This window comes from Kosakonia sp. H7A, from assembly GCF_003028445.1.
Classification (GTDB): Bacteria; Pseudomonadota; Gammaproteobacteria; order Enterobacterales; family Enterobacteriaceae; genus Kosakonia; species Kosakonia radicincitans.
Map to the genome: position 1 here is coordinate 1,411,161 of NZ_PYTZ01000001.1, position 20,057 is coordinate 1,431,217.

Genomic DNA, 20,057 nt, shown 5'->3' on the forward strand with positions numbered 1-20,057 from the left:
TAAGCAGGAAATTCAGGGAGCAGAGTTGAAGAAAGTCAGCATTATTGATGTTGCAAAACAGGCGGGCGTTTCCGTTTCCACCGTCTCGCTGGTGCTGCGTCAGAAAGGGAAAATATCAGAAGCCACGATCGAGAAAGTCCATGCGGCGATCGCGGCGCTCGGCTATGTGCAAAACGTCGCGGCGGCTAACCTGCGCGCCAACACCTCCAACCTGATCGGGCTTATCCTGCGCGATTTCAGCGACAGTTTTTCCATCAAAGTGATGGCCAGTATCGTTCAGGAACTGGAAACGCAGGGATATATGGTGTTCCTCGGCCAGCCGCTTAATGATGGTGAACATCTTGAACGCTGCCTGCTCTCCTTCCAGCAACAGGGCGTGGCGGGCGTGATTTATCTTGCCTCGGATACGCGCAGCGCCTCGCTGCCTGAACAGATCCGCCAGTGTCACCTTCCGCTGGTGGTCGTTTCACAGTCACTGCTCAACGAGAACTGCGATTTAGTGATGCGTGATAACCGGCAGGCGGCGAGCCTGGCGACGCGCTACCTGATTGAACGCGGACACCGCAGTATTGCCTATATTGGCGGCGTCGAGGGCGATTTACTTCGCCAGCAGCGGCTACTGGGTTTTCGCAGCGCAATGAGCCAGCATGGGCTGGTGCTGCGCGAAGGTTCAACGCCGGATTGCAGCGACGACACCCAGGCGGCAAGCTACGCCACCCGGCAGTTGCTGGAAAATAACAACACCATCACCGCCCTGCTCTGCCACTCCCCGGCGGCGATGATTGGCTCGATATCCGGCATTCACCACACCGGGCGCACCATCGGCAAGGATGTCTTTCTCTCTCAACAAGTTGCGCTAATAGGCTTTGAGGATATGCTGCACGTCAACCTCACCTCGCCCTCGTTCACCTATGTCTCTTCTGCCAGTGAAGAGACCGGGCGCCAGGCTGCCGGGCTGATGCTGCGCAAACTGAAAGAACCAGAATTACAGACCCAGCGCATTACGCTCTCCGGGCAGCTTATCGCCCGTGAGTCAGCGTAATTAACCGCGGCGAGATAGAGGCGTTGTTAATGATGCGCCCGCCTATCGGCTGCTGGGTTTTCATGATTTTTATCGCTTCCTGAGCGCAGCGAAAACTGGCGTGGTCATTTGTCATACGCAGGAAAATTCGCCCTAAAATTTATGCGATCACGGGTAGATTCGGAAAAGCACGCAGTCATTCCCGTTCGTGCAATGGCTATAATCTCGCTTTTCTTCAGGGACATACCTCATGCCAACGATCGTTACTCATGCTGCCGTTCCTCTGTGCCTGGGCTTAGGGCTGGGTAATAAAGTCATTCCGCGCGGGTTATTAGTGGCAGGGATTGCACTGGCGATGCTGCCAGATGCCGACGTGTTAGCCTTTAAATTCGGCGTCGCCTACGGCAACGTTTTTGGTCATCGCGGATTTACCCACTCGCTGCTGTTTGCCTTTGTCGTACCGCTGCTGGTCGCGTGGTTTGGGCGAAAACGGTTCAAAGCCAGCCTGCTGCGCTGCTGGGCATTTTTAACGGTTTCGCTGTTATCGCACAGCCTGCTGGATTCAATAACCACCGGCGGTAAAGGCGTCGGCTGGCTGTGGCCGTGGTCAGATGAACGCTTCTTTGCGCCCTGGCAGGTGATTAAAGTCGCACCGTTTGCTCTGTCACGCTACACCACGCCGTATGGTCACCAGGTGATCATTTCTGAGTTGCTGTGGGTGTGGCTGCCAGGTGTGATAGTGATGGGTTTATTGTGGTGGCGCAGGCGTTAAAGGGGATGGCAGTTTTCGTGTTAACTGGCGTTGTGCAGGCCGGATAAGCACCATCCCACGCTCGTTACCGAATGGCAGAGAAAAACACACCAGAGATAAAAAAAGCGGCCGAAGCCGCTTTTTTCTTACTTACGACGCCAGGTCGTGCCCTGCGGACCATCTTCCAGCACAATGCCCATCTCATTGAGACGGTCACGCGCCGCATCGGCTGCCGCCCAGTCCTTCGCTTTACGCGCATCAAGGCGCTGCTGGATCAGTTGTTCAATCTCAGCCACTTCGCTGTCATCCGCCTGCGCACCGCTTTGCAGGAAAACATCCGGCTCCTGTTCCAGCAAACCAAGTACGCCCGCCAGCTTGCGCATATGTGACGCCAGCGCATTGGCCGCATACGCATCTTCCGTTTTCAGACGGTTCACTTCACGCGCCATGTCGAACAGCACCGAGTAGGCTTCCGGCGTGTTGAAATCATCATCCATTGCTTCCACAAAACGCGCTTCAAACGCCTCGCCACCTTCCGCCGACACGGTGCTGTCTGTACCGCGCAGTGCGGTGTAGAGACGCTCCAGTGCAGAACGAGCCTGCTTGAGGTTCTCTTCGCTGTAGTTCAACTGGCTGCGGTAGTGACCGGACATCAGGAAGTAGCGGATGGTTTCCGCGTCGTAATACTTCAGCACATCGCGCACGGTAAAGAAGTTACCCAGCGATTTGGACATCTTTTCGCGGTCAACCATTACCATGCCGGAGTGCATCCAGTAATTCACGTATTCGCCGTCATGGGCGCAGGTAGATTGCGCGATTTCGTTTTCATGGTGCGGGAACATCAGATCAGAACCGCCGCCGTGAATGTCGAAATGTGAACCGAGCTGTTTGCAGTTCATCGCCGAGCACTCGATGTGCCAGCCCGGACGCCCTTCGCCCCACGGCGACTGCCAGCTCGGCTCGCCCGGCTTGGACATTTTCCACAACACGAAATCCATTGGGTTGCGCTTGATTTCAGCGACTTCCACGCGCGCACCCGCCTGCAACTGATCCAGATCCTGGCGCGAAAGCTGGCCGTAAGTCGGATCCGTCGGCACCGAGAACATCACGTCGCCGTTGTCAGCCACATAAGCGTGACCGCGTTCCAGCAGGCGTTCGGTGATTTCAATAATTTCGTGGATATGGTGCGTCGCGCGCGGCTCGCTGTCCGGGCGCAGAATATTGAGCGCGTCAAAATCCTTATGCATCTCGACGATCATACGATCGACCAGCGCAACAAAGCTTTCGCCGTTTTCATTCGCACGTTTAATGATTTTATCGTCAATATCGGTGATGTTACGTACATACTTCAGCTTATAGCCGAGAAAACGCAGATAACGTGCAACCACGTCGAAGGCAACAAAAGTGCGACCATGGCCGATATGACACAGATCGTAAACAGTGATACCACACACGTACATGCCGACTTCCCCGGCATGAATAGGTTTGAATTCCTCTTTTTGGCGCGTCAGTGTATTAAAGATTTTTAACATCGAAGATTCCATTTGGACGTGTGTGGAACGAAAACCGCATATATTACCCGTAATTCAAACCCGAAGCAGCACACTTTGCAAGGTGATCCCACCTCGCGGTTATGCTATAACAGGCGACTATCTCTGACCCACTGGCGGGTCTGTGCACTACACTATCAGAACAGGATGCAATAATGGTTACTTTCCACACTAATCACGGCGACATCGTAATCAAGACGTTTGACGATAAAGCGCCTGAAACAGTTAAAAACTTCCTGGACTACTGCCGTGAAGGTTTCTATAACAACACAATTTTCCACCGTGTTATCAATGGCTTCATGATTCAGGGCGGCGGCTTCGAACCGGGCATGAATCAGAAAGTCACTAAAGATCCGATCAAAAACGAAGCCAACAACGGTCTGAAAAACAGCCGTGGTACGCTGGCAATGGCGCGCACTCAGGCGCCGCACTCCGCAACTGCGCAGTTCTTCATCAACGTGGCAGACAACGACTTCCTGAACTTCAGCGGCGAAAGCCTGCAAGGCTGGGGCTACTGTGTCTTCGCCGAAGTGGTTGAAGGCATGGACGTGGTTGACAAAATCAAAGGCGTTTCCACCGGTCGTAGCGGCATGCATCAGGACGTTCCGAAAGAAGACGTTGTGATTGAAAACGTGACCGTCAGCGAGTAAGCGTGGCGACACTCTTTATTGCAGATTTGCACCTGCAAACAGAAGAACCGGCGATCACCGCCGGTTTTCTGCGTTTTTTAGCCGGTGAGGCTCGCCAGGCGGACGCGCTCTATATTCTGGGCGATCTGTTTGAAGCCTGGATCGGCGATGACGATCCCAACCCGCTGCACCAGCAAATCGCCAGCGCCATCAAATCGCTGGTTGAAAGCGGCGTACCCTGTTACTTCATTCACGGCAACCGTGATTTTCTGCTCGGCAAACGCTTTGCCCGCCAAAGCGGTATGCAACTGCTGCCGGAAACGCAAGTGCTCGATCTGTATGGCCGTAAGATACTGATCATGCACGGCGATACGCTGTGTACCGACGATGCCGGTTACCAGGCGTTTCGCAAAAAAGTTCACACGCCGTGGATACAAGCCCTGTTTCTCGCCCTGCCGCTGTTTATCCGCCGCCGTGTCGCCGCGAAAATGCGCGCCGGAAGTAAAGCCGCTAACAGCAGTAAATCGCTTGAGATCATGGACGTGAACCCGCAAGCCGTCATCGACGCGCTGGAAAAGCACCGAGTTCAGTGGCTGATCCACGGCCATACGCACCGCCCGGCAGTACATGAACTCACTGCGAACAACGCGCCCGCATTCCGGGCTGTTTTAGGTGCCTGGCACAGCGAAGGTTCGATGGTGCGCGTCAGCGAAACCGCTGTCGAACTGCTCTTTTTTCCCTTCTGATTAGCAACGCCCGCATAGCGGCAAACGCGCAAAACATCGCCACGCAACCGTTTTCCTTCGTCATTTTACATGCTATTCTCTGTGCCCTCTTTTGTCGTCTGAAGTACACCCACAGGAGTTTTGAGACGCATGTCTTCAAGCAACCAACCGGCACGCATCGCCATTGTTATGGGATCGAAAAGCGACTGGGCAACCATGCAGTTCGCCGCAGAAATCCTCGATACCCTGAACGTCCCGCACCATGTTGAAATCGTCTCCGCACACCGCACTCCGGATAAACTGTTTAGCTTCGCCGAAAGCGCAGAGCAGAACGGTTTTCAGGTTATTATCGCCGGTGCTGGCGGCGCAGCGCATTTGCCAGGGATGATTGCGGCCAAAACGCTGGTGCCGGTGCTGGGTGTACCAGTACAAAGCGCCGCGCTGAGCGGCGTCGATAGCCTCTACTCTATCGTCCAGATGCCGCGCGGTATTCCTGTTGGTACGCTGGCGATCGGCAAAGCTGGCGCAGCAAACGCGGCGCTACTGGCCGCGCAAATCCTCGCCCAGCATGATGCTGCACTGCATCAGCGTCTGGCGCAGTGGCGCAAAACCCAGACCGATGAAGTGCTGGACAATCCGGATCCCCGGGGGGCGGCATGAAGCAGGTCTGCGTATTAGGTAATGGTCAGCTTGGCCGCATGCTGCGCCAGGCCGGCGAGCCTCTGAGCATTGCAGTATGGCCGGTCGGACTGGACGCGGCGCCGGAAGCGGTGCCGTTTCAGCAGAGCGTGATCACGGCAGAAATTGAACGCTGGCCGGAAACGGCGCTGACCCGCGAACTGGCGCGTCATCCGGCGTTTGTAAACCGCGACGTATTTCCGGTGATTGCGGATCGTCTGACGCAAAAACAACTCTTTGACAAGCTGCAACTCGCCACCGCGCCATGGCAACTGCTGGCAGAGAAAAGCGAGTGGCCGGGCGTGTTTTCGCGCCTGGGCGAGCTGGCCATCGTCAAACGCCGCGTCGGCGGTTATGACGGCCGCGGCCAGTGGCGTCTGCGGGCTGCCGATACCGATCAACTGCCGGAAGAGTGCTACGGCGAGTGCATCGTCGAGCAGGGCATCAACTTTTCAGGTGAAGTGTCACTGGTTGGCGCGCGCGGCCATGATGGCAGCACAGTGTTTTATCCGCTGACGCACAACCTGCATCAGGACGGCATTTTGCGTACCAGCGTGGTTTTCCCGCAGGCCAATGCCGAACTGCAGCAGCAGGCCGAAGAGATGCTCTCGGCAATCATGCACGAGTTGCACTACGTCGGCGTGATGGCGATGGAGTGCTTTGTCACCCCGGCCGGGCTGCTGATTAACGAGCTGGCGCCGCGTGTTCACAACAGCGGCCACTGGACGCAAAACGGTGCCTCAATCAGTCAGTTTGAACTGCATCTGCGCGCGGTAGTGGATTTACCGCTGCCGCCACCGGTAGTCAACAGCCCGTCGGTGATGATCAACCTGATTGGCAGCGATCTCAATTACGACTGGCTTAAGCTGCCGCTGGTGCATCTGCACTGGTACGATAAAGAGGTGCGTCCGGGGCGTAAGGTGGGTCACCTGAACCTCAACGACAGCGATACCGCCCGTCTGAGCGCTACGCTGGAAGCGCTGGTTCCGCTGTTGCCGCCGGAATATGCCAGCGGCATCGCCTGGGCGCAGTCAAAACTGCAATAATCCTCGATCTCTACGCTGGCGGTCATCGCCAGCGTTTTCAATTTCGCTTGTCGCATTCCTTTGCAGCAAGCTGCTCTCGTAAACGTCCTGTACACATATCAGATTCGCGCCACAACATCACAGATCATCTGCGGGAAATTAATCTCCGCCAGAATTTTATTTGCCAACTGCTCGGGGGAGGCATTTTTGGGTGTCAGGTAAATATCTTTTTTCCACATAACGGCAATTTTCGCTAATTTCAGCAAATGATATTTCCTGACACCGGGCGGTAATATTGCCTCGTCAAAAGGAACCACCGGGCTTCCTTTATGAATTCCTGTATATGTATTTGCACTATCATAAATATATTTCTCATGTCTATTTGGTTCAGAATTGAGTAAAAGATCTCCCTGATAAATTAAGCGATCGCCCTCTCTTGCTTTCTGGATATGCCATAGTCGTCGATTGTTGCAATCAAGATCTTTTCTGGTAGAAAAACCCACTACTCTGTAGGGGTGATAAAAAACTGACGTCCTGCCATCATCGCTCCCCCGTGAACGGCGATTGAGTTCCAGACGGATACGACAAAATTCTTTCGTATCGGGCTGATAAAAGTAAAAGGATGAAAACCCTTTATTTTTCGGTGTAGTAAACCAACATTTAAACATACTTCCTCCTTGTATATTTAACCGAATGAAACTGGCTTAAAAATAATGCACCGGGCGATTAACCAACCACAATTAAAGAGTTATTAAATAATAAGTTAAATCTTACATCTCAATAAGATAATTCAAACGAACCATTCCGTTTATGTCGACAGTCTGACATCACACAGATTAATCTGGGCTGTAGTATAAAAGGACGAATATAGGCGCTGTACCGGAATATAGTGCGGGCATCTTGTTACACATTAAAAAGCGATTAGCTCCCGCCATTGATCTCGGCAGCTTCGGGCGTAAAATCTGCACGCGGCGGTTACCGCCAGCGTTTTGCAGAAGGAAGCCCCATGAACGACACGACGGATTACCTGACTATCCTGCGTGATACCACTCCTCTTATTGATGTCCGCGCACCGATTGAGTTTCAACAAGGTGCCCTGCCTGGCGCCATTAACCTGCCGCTGATGAATGATAGCGAGCGCGCCGCCGTCGGCACCTGCTACAAAAAAGCGGGACCGGAGGCCGCGTTGCGTCTGGGTCACCAGTTGGTTCAGGGCGAATTACGGGAACAACGAATGCAGGCATGGCTCCAGGCCTGCAAGCAAAATCCACGCGGCTATATCTGCTGCGCGCGCGGCGGTCAGCGTTCGCACATCGTACAGCAGTGGTTACGCGAGCGAGGAGTTGACTACCCGCTGGTCATCGGCGGCTACAAAACACTGCGTCAGGCAGCAATAGAGGCGATACATCAGCGTTTGCAGCGCCCGCTGTTGCTGATTGGCGGCTGTACCGGTAGCGGCAAAACGCTACTGGTGGCATCCCGACATAACGGGATCGATCTGGAGGGGCTTGCCCGCCATCGCGGCTCCTCATTTGGCCGCACGCTGCAAGCGCAACTTTCGCAGGCCAGTTTTGAAAATCAACTGGCTGCGGTACTGCTGAAAACGTTTCCCGCTTTCTGGCTGCTGGAGGATGAAGGGCACGCGATTGGCGCGAATCATCTGCCAGCAATACTGCGTGAGCGCATGGCGCAATCACCGCTGGCGGTGGTGGAAGAGCCGTTTGAGCAGCGGCTTGAGCGCCTGCGTAACGACTATTTTTTGCAGATGTCACAAGCCTTTATCCAGCGCGATGGTGAAGAAGCAGGCTGGCAGGCTTACGCAGAGTACCTGCGCCACGGTCTGTTTGCGATTCGCCGCCGCCTTGGGTTACAGCGTTTCGCACAGCTTAGCGCCCGCCAGGAGGAAGCGCTGATTCAACAACAGCGTTCCGGTAATACAAGTGCGCATTTTGCGTGGCTTGCGCCGCTGCTTGAAGAGTATTACGACCCGATGTATCGCTATCAGTTAGAAAAGCGCGCGAAAGATATTATCTTCCGCGGCAATTACGATGAAACGGCCGCCTGGCTGGCGGCACAAAATAACCAGCAGTAATGTCGGTGGCTGGCAACGATCCCCGGTCTGCCCGGTGAGCGGGTCGACCACATGAACCCGCTCGTGGGATATCAATGACGATCGCGCTTATCGGCGCGTTTTGCCAGCCAGTCACCCAGCATCTGCACCACCTGCACCAGCACGATCAGCGCCACCACGGTGACAATCATCACCTGCGTTTCATAACGATAGTAGCCGTAACGAATCGCCAGATCGCCCACACCGCCACCGCCGACAATCCCAGCCATCGCCGAGTAGCCAATCAGGCTCACCAGCGTGATAGTCAGACCGCGCAGTAAGCCGGCGCTGGCCTCCGGCAGCAGCACCGTACAGATAATGCGTAGCGGGCTGGCGCCGAAGGCTTCAGCGGCTTCGATGATCCCTTTGTCCACTTCACGCAGCGCGCTATCAACCAGCCGGGCGTAAAAAGCGATAGCCGCAACAGACAGCGGCACGGAAGCGGCAATCGGCCCAATGGTATTGCCGAGCAGCCATTGGGTTAACGGCAGCAGCAACACCAGCAGGATGACAAACGGCACCGAACGAATAATATTGACCAGCACAGAGCTGATTAAATAAACCGCGCGATTCTGCCAGAAAAGGTGGCGATCGGTTACGAAAATCAAAAAACCTAACGGCAAACCGCCAACAATCGCCAGCACCGTCGAAATGCTCAACATCTGGAAGGTTTCGCCAAAAGCCAGGCTTAAATCGGCCAGTAAATCATCCACGGATCACCTCCACCTGTGCGGTACGGTTGCGAATGTAATCAACGGCTTCTGCCACCCGATGCGGATTTTCAGCAGAGGACAATTGCACCACCAGCATCCCCAGCGCGCGCTCACCGATATACTCAATTTTGCCGTGCAGAATATTCACCGCCACGCCAAACTTCACCGCCGCATCGGAGAGCACCGGCTGTTCGGCGGAGTCGCCAATAAACAGGATCTTCAGAAGTTGCCCCGGTAAATGTTGCTGTAAACGTTCCGGTAGCGTCAGGTTCAACGTGTGCGATACCAGTTGTTGGGTGAATGCATGCTGTGGATGGGCAAAAATATCAAACACTTCCCCTTCTTCCACCACTTTACCGCCTGACATTACCGCCACCCGATCGCAGATCGATTTGATCACATTCATTTCATGGGTGATCAGCACAATCGTGATCCCCAGTTGTTCGTTGATCTGTTTTAACAGCGCCAGAATGGTGGCGGAAGTTTCCAGATCCAGCGCGGAAGTCGGCTCGTCGCACAGCAATACATCCGGATGGTTGGCAATCGCGCGCGCGATACCCACGCGCTGTTTTTGCCCGCCGCTCAGCTGTACCGGATAACGATGCGCTTTATCGCTCAACCCAACCAGTTGCAGAATTTCCGCTACACGCGGGGCGATTTTGCTGCGCTCCCAGCCCGCCGCTTTCAGGCTAAAGGCCACGTTTTGCGCCACCGTGCGGGTGTGCATCAGATTAAAATGCTGAAAAATCATGCCAATGCGCTGACGCGCCTGACGCAGCGCTACGCCATCCAGCGCGGAGATTTCCACGCCATTAATATTTACGCGGCCCTGGCTGGGACGCGTAAGTGCATTTAATGTGCGCAGCAATGTGCTTTTGCCCGCGCCACTGGTACCGACAATGCCAAAAATTTCACCTGCGGCGATGCGCAGCGAGACCGAATCAACGGCACGCGTAGCGCTTGCGCTCCCGCGACCTGCGGGAAAATCGACGCAAACCTTCTCTATCTCAATCATGCAAACCTCAAACGACAAAAGGCAGGCCGCAGCCTGCCAGTCAAATCAAGCGGAAACTTATTTCTTATCCGCTTGCGTCATCCAGTCGGGTTTCTGGAAAGCGCCATAAACATTGTTGGGATCGTCAATGACCGCGCGATAAGCCGGTGATTTCACCACTTCAACAATATCCTTCGCGAACTGCTTATCGGCATCTTCCGTACGTACTGCGATGATATTCTTCAGATTTTCATCCAGATGTTCCTGCTTCAGCGCGGAAGAGAGCTTCAACCCGGCAGCGATAGCAAAGTTACCGTTGACCAGTGAAGCGGTCACCCCGTCCAGCGTGCGCGGCAGTTGTGCCGCTTCCAGCGGTTTGAACACCAGCCCTTTCGGGTTGCTGGCAATATCACGCTCGGAGGCTTTAGTCGGATCAATCGACTCTTTGATGGTGATAAGATCCAGCGATTGCAGGAAACGCAGCCCGCGCGCCAGGTTGGTCGGATCGTTGGAAAGCGTGACAATATCGCCCTTTTTCAACTCATCCAGACTTTTGATTTTACGGGAGTAAAACCCCATTCCCGCCGTTGGTACGCTGATCAGTTTGCTTAACTTCAGCCCTTTATCCGCGGTGAATTTGTCAAAATAGAGGCTGTGTTGAAACAGGTTCGCATCAATACTGCCGTTCGCCAGCGCCATGTTGGGTTGTACATAATCACTGAATTCACGTACCACCACTTTATAGCCCTTCTCTTTCAGCGACGGCGCAATCGCCTGTTTCACCATATCGCCGTAAGGGCCAGGTGCCACGCCGAAGACGATCGTGTGCGGATCGCTGCTGGCGTGAGCAAAAGGTAAACCGCATACCAGAAGCAGTGCGCCGAAGGTAGCGCGTAAGCTGAGACGACGTCCCATAAATTCTCCCTAACGAGTTGAGATGCTGTGTGGCGCGACGTGCAATGCGCCGCGTTCCATTTTCACCCTGTGAATAAGGCTGGAGGATAAGATGGCACAAACGCGGCCCTGCGGTAATTGAAAAAAATTCACTATGCTGTGAACTATGTCACTGAATGGTGGGGAGATATTTTCAGGATAAGGTGATGAAGCATAACGAAAAGCCCCACTTTTCGCGGGTAATACGCTGTTTCGTTATGCTTTTTATTGATAAGCATTGCCGGATTTAAACTAAGCGCTAAACCCGGCAGCGCATGACTTATCAGAAGTCGTAACGCAGACGAACAATGTTCATATCGGCCAGAGACTTGTCGGTGCTGCTGGTGAATACGTGTTCGTAATCGACACGGAAACCGTAATCCAGCTGGAAGGTCACACCTACGCCGTTGTCGATACGCTGATAGTCGCGGCCAGTGGTATATTGCAGACGGTCGCCCATCACGTACGGCTGTACATATTTAAGCGCGTACTGGCCCACCGGGATTTTATAACCGGCAAAATATTCAATACCCCACGCGTCACCCGCGAAGTAGTCGTGAACATTTTTCTGACCGGTGGTCAGGAAGTTTTCGTACCAGCCGCCGCCGAAGGAGAAGGTCCAGTTATCCGGCGTCCAGCTCAGCGCTGTACCATAGATGTTCTGGCTGTAGGAGTCAGTATCGCCAGTGCTGCTGTTACGCACGTTGGCTTTGGTGTAGTTCCACGCCGTACCCCAGGTCAGGTTTTTGGCCAGGTGGTAATCCACACCCAGTGAACCGCCGCCATTACGTTTGTAACGGATGCTGCTGTTTTTCAGCAGCAGTTCGCTATCGGAGAACAGGTAGGCGGCATAGAGATCAAAATCACCAAAGGTGTTTTTGTATTTCAGCATCTTACGTGAACGGTAAGAACCGTCGTAATCACCTTTGATACCGTTACCCGGCGCCTGGGCTTTCATGTCGTAATCCCAGATATCGGTTTTCGCACCCACGACATCGTAATAAATGCTGTTCTGCTGACCAAAGGTCATCGTACCCCAGGTTTTGCTTTTCAGACCGGTGTACAGCATACGACGGGTGGTATTGTTGGAACCTGCTGCGTAGTGACTATCCCAGTCGAACAGCGCCGGAATGTTCACACCCAGTTCGTAATAGTTAATCCAGCTAATATCATCAAACAGGTAGTAGTCCGACGCGAAACGGAAGCGGGTGCCGCCGTCATAACCGTTACGTTTGTACGAGCCTTTGTCGCTATTGCCCATCGCGTTATCGAACTGCGGACGGATAGAACCGCCAACGGTGAAGTTGAGTCGGCTCAGCGGATCGCCAGCCTGTGGATCCTGTTTAAGAAGGGTGATTTCCGCCTGAGTTGCGAAAGATGTTAATGCCACTGCTGCGCCAATGGCTGTCGCCAGGGCGGTTGTTTTTATTTTCATGGTTTTTCCTTGATGGATAGACGCCACTAGTAAGTACTAGCGGGCAGATACTAACGTCTAAAAGTTCGTGTCTGTTGGGGATTTTTTGATTTTTTGTGCTACTAAATACTTTGAAACCAAGCATTTACACTTTGAAATGGAAACACACCATTAGAATTAATGGTGTGTTTTTCGTTAAGAAGTTATTGAGAAATGATTAACTGCTGAATTGACGAAACAGTGCTTTGCCCTTAAGCAGACGCGCACCAAGCCAACCGCCGCAAAGGGAGAGCAGCAGCGCGCCACACAGTGGCAGAGTGATCCACAGCCGCCAGTCTGGCTGCCAGGGGAAATCAAATACCCGGGTTTGCAGTACCGCCAGCGCCGTTTCTGCGCCAATGGCCGCCACCAGCCCGGAGACTGCGCCCAGTAAGGCAAATTCGCACCATAACGTGGCGCGTAACAGCCGTTTCCCCGCGCCCAGCGTGCGATAAACCACCAGTTCCTGGTGACGCTGACGCATTCCTACCTGAACCTGTGCCAGCAGCAGCAACAGACCGCAGGCAGTGACCAGCACCACCATCACTTCCAGCGCCCGGCTTACCTGCTCCAGCACCTGGCCGACTTGTTTTAAAATTGCGCCAATATCCAGCAGGCTGACGGTGGGGAATTCCCGGTTAAGCTGAGTCAACATGCTGTTACCATTTTCCCAGCGGAAGCTGGTCAGCCAGCTTTGCGGCTGACCATCAAGCGCCCCTTGCGGGAAGATAAAGAAGAAGTTAGGGCGCATGCTTTCCCAGTCAACTTTACGCAAACTGCTGATTCTGGCGCTGAACTCCTGCGTATCGCCCATAAAGGTTACGCTGTCGCCCGGCTTCAGGCCAAGCCGTTCTGCCAGCCCCTCTTCGACAGAAACTTCACCCGATTTTGGCGGCCAGCTTCCCGCAGTGATCGGATTATGCTCCGGTCGCTGCTGCTGCCAGGTAAGATTCAGTTCACGGTTCAGCGCTTCATCCTGATTCCCCTCGGTGGATTGACCGTTAATCTGCGTCATTCTGGCCCGCACAATCGGATAGAACGATTCCGAGCGCACATGATGTTCAGCCAGGAACGCTTTCACCGGCGCCACCTGTTCCGGCGCGATATTGATGAGGAAATAGTTTGGGCTTTCCGGCGGCAACTGCTGCTGCCAGCGCTCCAGCAGATCGCCGCGCAGTACCAGCAACATCGCCAGTAACATAAAAGAGAGGGAAAATGCCGACAGTTGGCTCAGGGTTGACCACGGTTGGCGCAGCAGGCGATTCACCGCCAGACGCAGCGGTAGCGCTTTCAGAGTCAGCCGTTTTAAAACATTGAGCAGCAGCCAGCCGACCACGCCGCACAACAATGCCAGCACCACTGCTCCCGCCAGCACCGACCACAGCAGCATACTGCCCCCCATCAGCCAGGCCAGCAGCAAAATCGCCACGGCGCAGATGACAGGAATATAGAACTTCAGCGGCCAGACGTTCGCCACCGCATCGCGGCGCAATACGCGCAACGGCTGCGTGGCTAACAGCAAGCGATAAGGACGCAAACCCACCAACAGCGAAATCACCACCATCGCGCCGACAGCCCACAGCCACGGCCACAGGCTGGCTGGCGGTAACGCAGCGGGAAGCACCGGTTTGAGCAACACCATCAACAAGCTTTCAAAAGCCAGCCCCAGTACACCGCCCGTCACCACTGCCAGCACCAGCACCAACAGCCACTGTCCAACAATCAACTTGCGCAGTTGCGCGCGCCCGGCGCCCAGGGTTTTCAGCACCGCGACCAGATCGTAACGGCTGCGACAGTAGTGCGCCATCGCCACGGCCACCGCAGCAACCGCCAGCAGCAGAGTTAGCAGCGCAGAAAGCAGCAGGAACTGCTGCGAACGCTGGAGCGATTTACCGAGCGCCCCATCATCCTGCTCCATCCCGTACCAGCGATGCTCCGGTTTTAGCTGCGGCAGCAACCACTTTTCGTAGGCGTCGAGCTGCGCGAGCGTACCGGCAAATTTTGCGCGCCAGCTTACCCGGCTACCCGGCTGTACGGCGCCGGTCTTCGCCACATCCGCCGCATTCATCAGCAGGCGCGGCGCCATCTGGAAGGGGTTGAAACCGGAATCAGGTTCCTGAACCACTTCACCGGCGATATGTAACGTCGCATCACCAACATCGATCGTATCGCCGACCTTCAAATTGAGCAGGGCCATCAGCCGTGGTGCCAGCAATACGCTGCCCGCCTGCGGCTTCAGCCCGGCTGGACGGGTTTGCAGCTCGCCATAAAGCGGGTAAAGATCGTCGACCGCTTTCACATCCGCCAGTTGCGGCGTATCTCCGGCGAAAGTCATGGTGTTAAAGCTGATTTGCTCGCTCACTTTCAGGCCGAGTTTGCGCGCCTCATCCAGCCATGCTGCAGGGATTTCGCGGGAACTGCGCAGCGCCCGATCGCCAGCCATAAAGTCGCGGCTCTGCTGGCTCAGCCCTTTTTCCATCCGATCGCTGATATTGCCGAGCGCCAGCACACAAGCGACAGCGAGGCTGAGCGCCATCCAGACAATCAGCAGCGAAGGCGAGCGCCATTCACGCCAGAACCAGCGGGCAATCATGCTTCCTCCCGCAGTTCGCCATTAACCAGACGTAAACGCCGGTCGCAGCGCGCTGCCAGTTGCAGATCGTGCGTCACCAGAATTAACGTTGTGCCGTGCTGCTGATTCATGGAAAACAGCAGGTCAGCGATTTTGTCGCCGGTCTGTCGATCGAGATTGCCGGTGGGTTCATCGGCAAACAGCACGGCCGGACGGCCGTTAAAGGCGCGCGCCAGTGCCACTCGCTGCTGCTCGCCGCCAGAAAGTTGCGCAGGCAGGTGATCGAGGCGCTTGCCCAGCCCCAACTCTTCCAGCAGGGCTTTGGCGCTGCCGCGGCTTTGGCCGCCGTTTTCTCCGCGCAGTAAGGCAGGTAACTCCACGTTTTCCAGCGCGTTAAGCGTGGGAATCAACATAAACGACTGAAAAACAAAACCCACATTCTGCGCCCGCAGTGTCGCTCGCGCCTCTTCATCCATCGCATGTAGCGGCTTACCCAGCAGATGAACCTCCCCACTGCTGCCATCATCCAGCCCGGCGAGGATCGCCAGCAGTGTCGATTTACCGGATCCCGATTCGCCAATCAGGGCAATGGTCTCGGCCGGTTTGACAACAAGCTCAACTCCGGTAAGGATGGAAAGCTCATGCTCCCCCTGACCGACGGACTTCTTAAGACGATGAACTTCAACAATGTTTTCCGCTGGCATTTGCCCTTCCTGTTGTTGCTTTTGTTGACCTTTCGCGCCGCGGCGGCGGACACGTTACTGATTCTGGGCGACAGCCTGAGCGCCGGTTATCGCATGGCGGCGAACGTGGCGTGGCCCGCGTTGCTCAATGACAAATGGCAGCAGAAACCGACGGTGGTGAACGCCAGCATCAGCGGGGATACCTCGCAGCAGGGGCTATCGCGCCTGCCCGCGCTGCTTAAAGAACATCAGCCGAATTGGGTACTGGTCGAACTGGGCGGTAACGATGGCCTTCGCGGTTTTGCGCCGCAGCAGACAGAACAGACGCTGCGTCAGGTGTTGCAGACGATCAAAGCCGCCAATGCAAAACCGCTGTTAATGCAAATTCGGCTGCCCGCCAACTACGGCCGCCGCTATAATGAGGCGTTCAGCGCCATTTATCCTAAGCTCGCCAAAGAGTTGGATGTCCCTCTGCTGCCATTTTTTATGGAGGAGGTCTATCTGAAACCACAATGGATGCAGGATGATGGTATTCATCCCAACCGCGATGCCCAGCCGTTTATTGCCGACTGGATGGCGACGCGACTGGCTCCCTTAGTTAACCACGACTCCTGAGTATTCAGGCACGCCCTGCAGGTAAAGTTATGCAAAAAACGGTCTTAATAACAGGATGTTCCAGCGGTATCGGTCTGGAAAGCGCGCGCGAACTCAAACGCCAGGGTTTCCGCGTACTGGCTGCCTGCCGCAAAGCGGACGATGTCGCCCGCATGAACCAGGAAGGCTTTACCGGTATTTTGCTGGATCTTGACGATCCGGCGAGCGTCGATCGCGCCGCCGATGAAGTGATCGCTCTGACCGACAACCGCCTGTATGGCCTCTTCAATAACGCGGGTTATGGCGTTTACGGCTCGCTGGAAACCATCAGCCGCCAGCAGCTGGAACAGCAGTTTTCGAGTAATTTTTTCGGCACCCACCAACTGACGATGCGCCTGCTGCCCGCCATGACGCCGCACGGTGAAGGCCGCATTGTGATGACCTCCTCGGTGATGGGGCTTATCTCTACGCCCGGGCGCGGTGCTTATGCCGCCAGCAAGTATGCGCTTGAAGCCTGGTCCGACGCTTTACGAATGGAGCTACGCCACAGCGGCGTCAAAGTAAGTCTGATTGAGCCGGGCCCTATCCGTACCCGTTTTACCGACAACGTTAATCAGACGCAGCGCGACAAACCCGTGGAAAATCCCGGCATCGCAGCACGTTTTACCCTTGGCCCAGAGGCGGTAGTAGCAAAAGTGCGCCATGCTTTTGAAAGCGCGCATCCCAAAATGCGCTATCCGGTTACGCTGGTAACCTGGGCAGTGAGCCTGCTGAAACGCCTGCTGCCTGGGCGCATGATGGATAAAATTTTGCGGGGATGAGTTGAAGGCGCAATATCCTCCCCCATGTAAGAACAATGAGTTAAAAAACAGAGAATTTCCTATGTCCGTACAGAATATTGTCAATATTACCGAAGTGAATCTGCAACAGGTGCTTGAGCAGTCGATGGCCACGCCGGTGCTGTTCTATTTCTGGTCCGATCGTAGCCAGCATTGCCAGCAACTGACACCGGTGCTGGAAAGCCTGGCCGCGCAGTACAACGGACAGTTTATTCTGGCGAAAGTCGATTGCGATGCCGAGCAAATGGTGGCATCGCAGTTTGGTCTGCGCGCCATTCCTACCGTCTACCTGTTCCAGAACGGCCAGCCGGTTGATGGTTTCCAGGGGCCGCAGCCGGAAGAGGCCATCCGCGCATTGCTGGATAAAGTCCTGCCGCGTGAAGAGGAACTGAAAGTGCAACAGGCGATGCAACTGATGCAGGAAGGCAAGCACGGCGAAGCGTTGCCGCTGCTGAAAGAGGCCTGGCAGCTTTCGCAGCAAAACAGCGAAATCGGCCTGCTGCTGGCGGAAACGCTGATTGTATTGAACCGCGCGGATGAAGCCGAAAACGTGCTGAAAACCATCCCGTTACAGGATCAGGATACTCGCTATCAGGGGCTGGTCGCGCAGATTGAACTGCTGAAAAAAGCCGCCGATACGCCGGAGATCCAGCAGTTACAAAAACAGGTTGCCGACAACCCGCAGGACGCGCTGCTGGCAACGCAACTCGCGCTGCAACTGCATCAGGTCGGGCGCAACGAAGAAGCGCTGGAGTTGCTGTTCAGCCACCTGCGCAAAGATCTCAGTGCCGCCAACGGCGAAGCGCGTAAAATGCTGCAAGAAATTCTTGCCGCGCTGGGAACCGGCGACGCACTGGCCTCGAAATACCGCCGCCAGCTTTACTCCCTGCTCTACTAATTCCCCCCGCTAAATTTGGCGATCGTGCTGTTTTGATCGCCAAATCGGGCTAAGATGGCATCAAATTAAACAGGAGGTTTTTTTGATGCCAATCGTCATTCTGGTTCTTATCTTTGTCGCGCTGGTCGTGGTTATTTCCGGCGTCAAAATCGTACCGCAAGGTTTCCAGTGGACGGTGGAACGCTTTGGCCGCTTTACCCGAACCCTACAGCCGGGCCTGAGCCTGGTGGTGCCATTTATGGATCGTATTGGTCGTAAAATCAATATGATGGAGCAGGTCCTCGATATCCCCTCGCAGGAAGTTATTTCGAAAGATAACGCCAACGTCACCATCGACGCGGTCTGTTTTATTCAGGTGATCGATGCGCCGCGCGCCGCTTATGAAGTCAGCAATCTGGAACTGGCAATCATCAACCTGACGATGACCAACATTCGTACGGTGCTCGGCTCGATGGAGCTGGACGAGATGCTCTCGCAGCGCGACAGCATTAACACGCGTCTGCTGCACATTGTTGATGAGGCCACCAATCCGTGGGGCGTGAAGGTAACCCGTATTGAGATCCGCGACGTTCGCCCACCGGCAGAACTGATTGCCTCGATGAACGCGCAGATGAAAGCCGAACGAACCAAACGCGCTTATATCCTTGAAGCGGAAGGGATTCGCCAGGCGGAAATCCTCAAGGCCGAAGGGGAAAAACAGTCGCAGATTTTGAAAGCGGAAGGCGATCGTCAATCGGCATTCCTGCAAGCGGAAGCGCGCGAACGTTCTGCCGAAGCGGAGGCTCGCGCAACGCAGATGGTTTCTGAAGCCATTGCCGCCGGGGATATTCAGGCGGTGAACTACTTTGTGGCACAGAAATACACCGAAGCGCTGCAACAGATCGGCTCTGCAAATAATAGCAAAGTGGTGATGATGCCACTTGATGCCAGCAGCCTGATGGGCTCGATCGCCGGGATCGCTGAGCTTATCAAAGACAGCAGCAGCGAGCGGACTAAACGATGATCGCGCTGCTGCTCGAACATACCCACCTCGCCTGGCTGGTGCTGGGCGGATTGCTGCTCGCCGCCGAAATGCTCGGCGGTAACGGCTATTTGTTGTGGAGCGGCGTGGCGGCAGTGATCACCGGTTTACTGGCGTGGATCATTCCTTTCAGTTGGGAGTGGCAAGGGGTGCTGTTTGCCCTGCTCACCCTGCTGGCGGCCTGGCTATGGTGGAAATGGCTGAGCAGCCGGGTGAAACAGCAGAAACCCGCCGATGCTTCGCTTAATCTGCGCGGGCAACAACTGATGGGACGCCGCTTTCAACTGGATAACGCACTGGTTAATGGGCGTGGTCATATGCGCGTCGGCGACAGTTCATGGCCGGTCAGCGCTGACGACGATCTCGCCGCCGGCACGCGCGTCGAAGTGATTGCCGTGGAGGGCATTACGCTGCGGGTTAAAGCCGTGAGAGAATAGTGCTCACCCCTTCGCGTGATGGCAGCAGCCGGAAAGGTTATCAATAATCGGACACTCGGCGCTGTCATCGCCAGGGCAAGAATCCGCCAGCGCCAGCAATTGCGTGCGCATTACCTGTAATTCCTTAATATGACGCTCAATCTCCGCCACTTTTTGTAATGTCCGCGCTTTCACATCGGCGCTGTGGCGAGCCGGATCGTTGAACAACGTCACCAGTTCGCCGCACTCTTCAAGGTTAAACCCAACCTGCCGCGCCTGACGCAGCAGCGTCAGTTCGTTCAGGTGCTGCTGGCTGTAGCTGCGGTAGCCGTTCTCGCTGCGCATCGGCGGCGTCACCAGCCCTTTCTCTTCATAAAAACGAATCGCTTTGCTGGTTAAACCGGTTTTTTTTGCCACATCGCTGATATTCATTTTTTCACCTTGCTGCCGAA

General features: G+C 55.1%; 21 protein-coding genes. 12 read left to right on the forward strand and 9 right to left on the reverse strand.

Translation table 11 applies throughout. The annotated features are described in order from the left end of the window. The first annotated feature begins 25 nt into the window (after positions 1-25). Both malI and CWM66_RS06560 read left to right on the forward strand, forming a co-directional pair. On the forward strand, positions 26-1,042 hold the full coding sequence (malI, locus tag CWM66_RS06550; RefSeq protein WP_007373627.1) for a Mal regulon transcriptional regulator MalI: 1,017 nt from the start codon (positions 26-28) through the stop codon (positions 1,040-1,042). Positions 1,043-1,271: 229 nt separating this feature from the next. Continuing rightward, positions 1,272-1,793 (forward strand): metal-dependent hydrolase, encoded by a 522-nt coding sequence (locus CWM66_RS06560; RefSeq protein ID WP_043954539.1) that lies wholly within the window; start codon positions 1,272-1,274, stop codon positions 1,791-1,793. 125 nt (positions 1,794-1,918) lie between these two features. Here CWM66_RS06560 and cysS read toward each other — a convergent pair whose 3' ends face one another. Beyond that, positions 1,919-3,304 (reverse strand): cysteine--tRNA ligase, encoded by a 1,386-nt coding sequence (gene cysS, locus CWM66_RS06565; protein ID WP_107146388.1) that lies wholly within the window; start codon positions 3,302-3,304, stop codon positions 1,919-1,921. Positions 3,305-3,477: 173 nt separating this feature from the next. Here cysS and ppiB point away from each other — a divergent pair, with 173 nt between their 5' ends. From ppiB to purK, 4 genes are all read left to right on the forward strand, one after another. Continuing rightward, positions 3,478-3,972, forward strand: a complete 495-nt coding sequence (gene ppiB / locus CWM66_RS06570) for a peptidylprolyl isomerase B (protein WP_007373624.1) — start codon at positions 3,478-3,480, stop codon at positions 3,970-3,972. A 2-nt stretch (positions 3,973-3,974) separates the two neighbouring features. Continuing rightward, entirely contained in the window at positions 3,975-4,697 is a 723-nt protein-coding gene (lpxH, locus tag CWM66_RS06575; RefSeq protein ID WP_107146389.1) for a UDP-2,3-diacylglucosamine diphosphatase, read from the forward strand. A gap of 129 nt (positions 4,698-4,826) precedes the next feature. Then, on the forward strand, positions 4,827-5,336 hold the full coding sequence (gene purE, locus CWM66_RS06580; protein ID WP_007373622.1) for a 5-(carboxyamino)imidazole ribonucleotide mutase: 510 nt from the start codon (positions 4,827-4,829) through the stop codon (positions 5,334-5,336). Beyond that, positions 5,333-6,400: a 5-(carboxyamino)imidazole ribonucleotide synthase gene (purK, locus tag CWM66_RS06585; protein WP_035887330.1), complete on the forward strand. Its 1,068-nt coding sequence runs from the start codon at positions 5,333-5,335 to the stop codon at positions 6,398-6,400. Before purE ends, purK begins: the two co-directional genes overlap by 4 nt. Positions 6,401-6,498: 98 nt before the next feature. Here purK and CWM66_RS28730 read toward each other — a convergent pair whose 3' ends face one another. Next, complete coding sequence (locus tag CWM66_RS28730; RefSeq protein ID WP_146159923.1) at positions 6,499-7,047, reverse strand: hypothetical protein; 549 nt, start codon at positions 7,045-7,047, stop codon at positions 6,499-6,501. Between the two features lie 338 nt (positions 7,048-7,385). Here CWM66_RS28730 and mnmH point away from each other — a divergent pair, with 338 nt between their 5' ends. Continuing rightward, complete coding sequence (mnmH, locus tag CWM66_RS06590; protein WP_107146390.1) at positions 7,386-8,471, forward strand: tRNA 2-selenouridine(34) synthase MnmH; 1,086 nt, start codon at positions 7,386-7,388, stop codon at positions 8,469-8,471. Positions 8,472-8,542: 71 nt separating this feature from the next. On the opposite strand, the gene CWM66_RS06595 is transcribed toward mnmH, so the two are convergent. The 6 genes from CWM66_RS06595 to ybbA all read right to left on the reverse strand — a co-directional run bounded on the left by CWM66_RS06595 (position 8,543) and on the right by ybbA (position 15,858). After that, on the reverse strand, positions 8,543-9,202 hold the full coding sequence (locus tag CWM66_RS06595; protein ID WP_007373618.1) for a methionine ABC transporter permease: 660 nt from the start codon (positions 9,200-9,202) through the stop codon (positions 8,543-8,545). Next, on the reverse strand, positions 9,195-10,217 hold the full coding sequence (sfbB, locus tag CWM66_RS06600) for a virulence-associated ABC transporter ATP-binding protein SfbB (protein ID WP_107146391.1): 1,023 nt from the start codon (positions 10,215-10,217) through the stop codon (positions 9,195-9,197). The genes CWM66_RS06595 and sfbB overlap by 8 nt, the downstream gene beginning before the upstream one ends. Before the next feature lie 57 nt (positions 10,218-10,274). Beyond that, positions 10,275-11,111 (reverse strand): MetQ/NlpA family ABC transporter substrate-binding protein, encoded by an 837-nt coding sequence (locus tag CWM66_RS06605; protein ID WP_107146392.1) that lies wholly within the window; start codon positions 11,109-11,111, stop codon positions 10,275-10,277. 301 nt (positions 11,112-11,412) lie between these two features. Further along, positions 11,413-12,564: a porin gene (locus CWM66_RS06610; RefSeq protein WP_007373615.1), complete on the reverse strand. Its 1,152-nt coding sequence runs from the start codon at positions 12,562-12,564 to the stop codon at positions 11,413-11,415. A 196-nt stretch (positions 12,565-12,760) separates the two neighbouring features. After that, positions 12,761-15,175 carry a putative ABC transporter permease subunit YbbP gene (gene ybbP, locus CWM66_RS06615; protein WP_107146393.1) on the reverse strand — a complete coding sequence of 805 codons (2,415 nt, stop codon included), beginning with the start codon at positions 15,173-15,175 and terminating at the stop codon, positions 12,761-12,763. Then, positions 15,172-15,858, reverse strand: a complete 687-nt coding sequence (ybbA, locus tag CWM66_RS06620; RefSeq protein ID WP_071920384.1) for a putative ABC transporter ATP-binding protein YbbA — start codon at positions 15,856-15,858, stop codon at positions 15,172-15,174. The genes ybbP and ybbA overlap by 4 nt, the downstream gene beginning before the upstream one ends. Here ybbA and tesA point away from each other — a divergent pair. The 5 genes from tesA to CWM66_RS06645 all read left to right on the forward strand — a co-directional run bounded on the left by tesA (position 15,829) and on the right by CWM66_RS06645 (position 19,626). After that, positions 15,829-16,452 carry a multifunctional acyl-CoA thioesterase I/protease I/lysophospholipase L1 gene (gene tesA / locus CWM66_RS06625; RefSeq protein WP_007373612.1) on the forward strand — a complete coding sequence of 208 codons (624 nt, stop codon included), beginning with the start codon at positions 15,829-15,831 and terminating at the stop codon, positions 16,450-16,452. The two genes, ybbA and tesA, sit on opposite strands and share 30 nt — an antisense overlap. A 29-nt stretch (positions 16,453-16,481) precedes the next feature. Then, complete coding sequence (locus CWM66_RS06630) at positions 16,482-17,252, forward strand: SDR family oxidoreductase (RefSeq protein ID WP_007373611.1); 771 nt, start codon at positions 16,482-16,484, stop codon at positions 17,250-17,252. A 61-nt stretch (positions 17,253-17,313) separates the two neighbouring features. Then, positions 17,314-18,168, forward strand: coding sequence for a co-chaperone YbbN (locus tag CWM66_RS06635; RefSeq protein WP_107146394.1), 855 nt, complete (start codon positions 17,314-17,316; stop codon positions 18,166-18,168). Between the two features lie 85 nt (positions 18,169-18,253). Next, on the forward strand, positions 18,254-19,171 hold the full coding sequence (locus CWM66_RS06640; RefSeq protein ID WP_035887325.1) for an SPFH domain-containing protein: 918 nt from the start codon (positions 18,254-18,256) through the stop codon (positions 19,169-19,171). Next, positions 19,168-19,626 (forward strand): NfeD family protein, encoded by a 459-nt coding sequence (locus CWM66_RS06645; RefSeq protein WP_007373608.1) that lies wholly within the window; start codon positions 19,168-19,170, stop codon positions 19,624-19,626. Before CWM66_RS06640 ends, CWM66_RS06645 begins: the two co-directional genes overlap by 4 nt. 3 nt (positions 19,627-19,629) lie before the next feature. Here the strand turns inward: CWM66_RS06645 and cueR are convergent, their stop codons facing one another. After that, on the reverse strand, positions 19,630-20,037 hold the full coding sequence (gene cueR / locus CWM66_RS06650) for a Cu(I)-responsive transcriptional regulator (protein ID WP_007373607.1): 408 nt from the start codon (positions 20,035-20,037) through the stop codon (positions 19,630-19,632). Between the last annotated feature and the right edge of the window lie 20 nt (positions 20,038-20,057).